Source organism: Pararhizobium sp. (assembly GCF_035497515.1).
Lineage (GTDB): Bacteria > Pseudomonadota > Alphaproteobacteria > Rhizobiales > Rhizobiaceae > Pararhizobium.
Genome location: NZ_DATJDJ010000135.1, coordinates 1 through 3,432 on the forward strand (window position 1 = coordinate 1; position 3,432 = coordinate 3,432).

Here is a 3,432-nt window from a genome sequence, read left to right on the forward strand (position 1 = left end):
GGGCTGACACCCGCCATCCTGATCGTGGTCTTTGCCTATGTCGGCACGATGATCTGGACAATCGGCATTTCCTTCACCGACAGCCGGATGCTGCCGGTCGCACGCTTTGCCGGGATTTCGCAGTATGTCAGGCTGTTCGGTTCCGACCGCTGGCTCACCTCGCTTCAGAACATGGTATTGTTCGGAGTCCTGATGATCGGCATTTCTCTGGCGCTCGGCTTTCTGCTCGCGGTCGCGCTGGACCAGCGCGTGCGCGCCGAGGGCTTTCTGCGGACCGTCATTCTTTATCCCTATGCCATGAGCTTCATCGTCACCGGCCTCGTCTGGCAGTGGATTCTCGGCCCGACGCTCGGCATCCAGGAAACCGTGCGCGGATGGGGCTTTGAAAATTTCCGCTTCGACTGGATCGTGCAGAAGGAAACCGCAATCTATTGCGTGGTCCTCGCCGGTATCTGGCATGCAGCCGGCCTTGTGATGGCGATCATGCTGGCCGGTTTGCGCGGCATAGACCAGGATCTCTGGAAGGCATCGCGCATCGACGGCATCAAGCCCTGGCGCTTCTATCTTCACATTGTCATACCAATGCTGCGGCCGAGCTTCATCAGTGCCACCGTCCTGCTCTCGCTCGGCGTTGTGAAACTCTACGACCTCGTCCTGGTGCTGACCGGCGGCGGTCCAGGCTTCTCGTCGGACGTGCCCGCCAAGTTCGTCATGGACTACCTTTTCCAGCGACAGAACATCGGATTGGCCACGGCTGCCGCCACCACGCTGCTGATCACCGTGCTCTGCGTGCTGACACCATGGCTTTATGCCGAGTATTTTCGTGCCGAACGGCCGAAGGAATAGCCCCGTGACCGCTCAACTCCATAACATTGCAAGCACGCCGATCGGCGAGGGACCGACAGGCAGCGCGCCGAAAAGGTTCGGTCCCGCACGTCTGGGCATCTATGCCTTCCTGATAATATCGGCGCTGTTTTTCCTGCTGCCGCTTTATGTGATGGTCGTGACCTCGGTAAAGCCGATGGCCGAGATCCGGGCGGGCGGGATCTTTGCCCTGCCGATGGACATGACCTTTGAACCCTGGGTGAAAGCGTGGTCGAGCGCCTGCACCGGTCTCGATTGCCGGGGCATCAGCCCTGGGTTCTGGAATTCCGTCCAGATCCTCATACCCTCAGTCTTCCTCTCCATCTTCGTTGGCGCGCTGACAGGCTATGCCCTTTCCTTCTGGCGGGTCCGCGGCGCGAACCTGTTGTTTGCAGTGCTGCTGATGGGTGCCTTTCTGCCCTACCAGGTGTTCATCTATCCGCTGGTGCGCATCTATTCCGCCACAGGCATGTTCAGCACCATCTACGCGCTGGTGCTGACGCATGTCATCTTCGGATTGCCGGTGATGACGCTGCTGTTCCGCAACTATTATGCCGGCATACCGATCGACCTCTTCAAGGCTGCGCGCGTCGATGGCGGGCGATTCTTCTCGATCTTCTTCCGGCTGATGCTGCCGATGTCCGTGCCCATGCTGGTCGTGGCCGTCATCCTCCAGGTCACCGGTATCTGGAACGATTTCATCATGGGCCTGACCTTCGGCGGTCTCGCCAACCGGCCGATGACGGTGCAACTCACCAATCTCGTGGCGCCGACCGAGGGCGAGATTGCCTACAACGTCAACATGGCCGCCACCATCATGACCGCGGCCGTTCCCCTGGTCGTCTATTTCATTTCCGGCCGCTGGTTCGTTCGGGGCATCGCCGCAGGTGCAGTCAAAGGGTAAGTCTTCATGTCCAGCGTTTCCATACGAAACCTGAAAATCACCTTCGGTGCGTTGAATGTGCTCGAAACCCTCAATCTGGAGATTGCGGAGGGCGAATTCATCGTGCTCCTCGGGCCCTCCGGCTGCGGCAAATCCACACTCCTCAATGCCATTGCCGGTTTGCTCGACATCACCGATGGCCAGATCTGGATCAACGGCCGCAACGTCACGTGGTCCGAACCGCATGATCGCGGCATCGGCATGGTATTTCAGTCCTATGCGCTATATCCGCGGCTGACGGTCGAAGGCAATCTGTCCTTCGGGCTGAAGATGGCCGGGACACCGAAGGCGGAGATCGCCCGGCGCGTCGCGGACGCCGCCCGCATCCTGCAGCTCGAGCCACTTTTGAAGCGACAGCCGGCCCAGCTGTCCGGTGGGCAGCGACAACGCGTCGCGATCGGCCGGGCGCTGGTGCGCGACGCCAATGTCCTGCTGTTCGACGAGCCACTGTCCAACCTCGACGCCAAGTTGCGCACGGAGCTACGGGTAGAAATCAAGCGGCTTCACAAGAGCCTCGGCTCGACGATGATCTTCGTCACACATGACCAGGTCGAGGCACTGACGCTCGCCGATCGGGTCGCCGTCATGCACAACGGGGTCATCCAGCAGTTCGCGACCCCAAAGGAAATCTACCAGCGCCCGATCAATCGATTTGTCGCCAGCTTCGTCGGCTCTCCGCAGATGAATTTTCTGACGGGAACCATCCATCGCCGGGACGAGGCCTCTCTTTTCAGACTGACGGACGGTACGGAAATCGATCTCACCGGCTATCAGTTCCGCCGGCCCGTGGAAGATCGACAACCCGCCACCCTCGGCATTCGCCCGGAGCAGGCGCAGTTGCAGCCATCTTCAAACCACGCCGCTCCGCTAAAGGCGCTGTTCACGATCGAGGAGCCGATGGGACCGGACACCCTTCTTTGGGGCACCGTGGCGGGAGAGACCTTTTCGATCCGCATCTCCGCCGATCAGGTGGCCGTCATCGGAGAAGAATGCCAAGTTCATGTCAATATCGCCCATAGCTCGTTGTTCGACGAGGCGGGAGAGCGGCTGTGAGCGCGCTCCCCGACCCGGGCCTGCGATCAGCGCAGCAGGCTCTGCCCACCATCGATCCACACCGGCGTGCCGGTGATGTGCCGCGCCAGATCGGACGACAGGAAAACGATCGCCGATGCCACGTCCTCGCTGGCGCCCGGACGACCGCCGGTGATCGGGATATCGCCCTCGGGCCAGACGACGGGAATGCGAGCGGCATCCTGATTGCGCTTGATGGTGCTGTCGGGAATGTTCGTCGCGATCAAACCCGGGCAGACGGCATTGATGCGAATGCCAGATTTACCGAGCTCCAGCGCAAGCTGCTGCACCATGGCGAGCTGGGCGGCCTTGGTCGCCGAGTAGGCCGTCGCACCGGCCGTGGTGAACGTGCGGGTACCGTTGATCGACGATACCACCACGATCGAACCGCCGCCCGCGGCCTTGAGATGGGGAACCGTGTGATGGATCGTCAGATAGGTGCCGCGCAGGTTGACGGCGATGGTCTTGTCCCACTCGTCGGGCTGAAGATCGTCGATCGGCGCCCATACCCCGTTGATGCCGGCATTGGCAATGACGCAGTCGAGCCGTCCCCA

4 protein-coding genes are annotated in these 3,432 nt (G+C 61.1%); 3 read left to right on the forward strand and 1 reads right to left on the reverse strand.

The window, feature by feature from the left end; genetic code table 11:
* Positions 1–3: 3 nt before the first annotated feature.
* From VL202_RS14000 to VL202_RS14010, 3 genes are read left to right on the forward strand one after another with little or no spacing between them, the layout of a single operon-like run.
* Positions 4–846: a sugar ABC transporter permease gene (locus VL202_RS14000; protein ID WP_325464721.1), complete on the forward strand. Its 843-nt coding sequence runs from the start codon at positions 4–6 to the stop codon at positions 844–846.
* A 4-nt stretch (positions 847–850) separates the two neighbouring features.
* Complete coding sequence (locus tag VL202_RS14005; protein ID WP_414692863.1) at positions 851–1,768, forward strand: carbohydrate ABC transporter permease; 918 nt, start codon at positions 851–853, stop codon at positions 1,766–1,768.
* Between the two features lie 6 nt (positions 1,769–1,774).
* A complete protein-coding gene (locus VL202_RS14010) occupies positions 1,775–2,860 on the forward strand; it encodes a sn-glycerol-3-phosphate ABC transporter ATP-binding protein UgpC (protein WP_325464719.1) in 1,086 nt (361 codons plus the stop codon).
* Positions 2,861–2,886: 26 nt separating this feature from the next.
* Here the strand turns inward: VL202_RS14010 and VL202_RS14015 are convergent.
* Positions 2,887–3,432 (reverse strand): SDR family NAD(P)-dependent oxidoreductase (locus VL202_RS14015; RefSeq protein ID WP_325464720.1); only part of this gene is annotated, 546 nt, incomplete at its 5' end.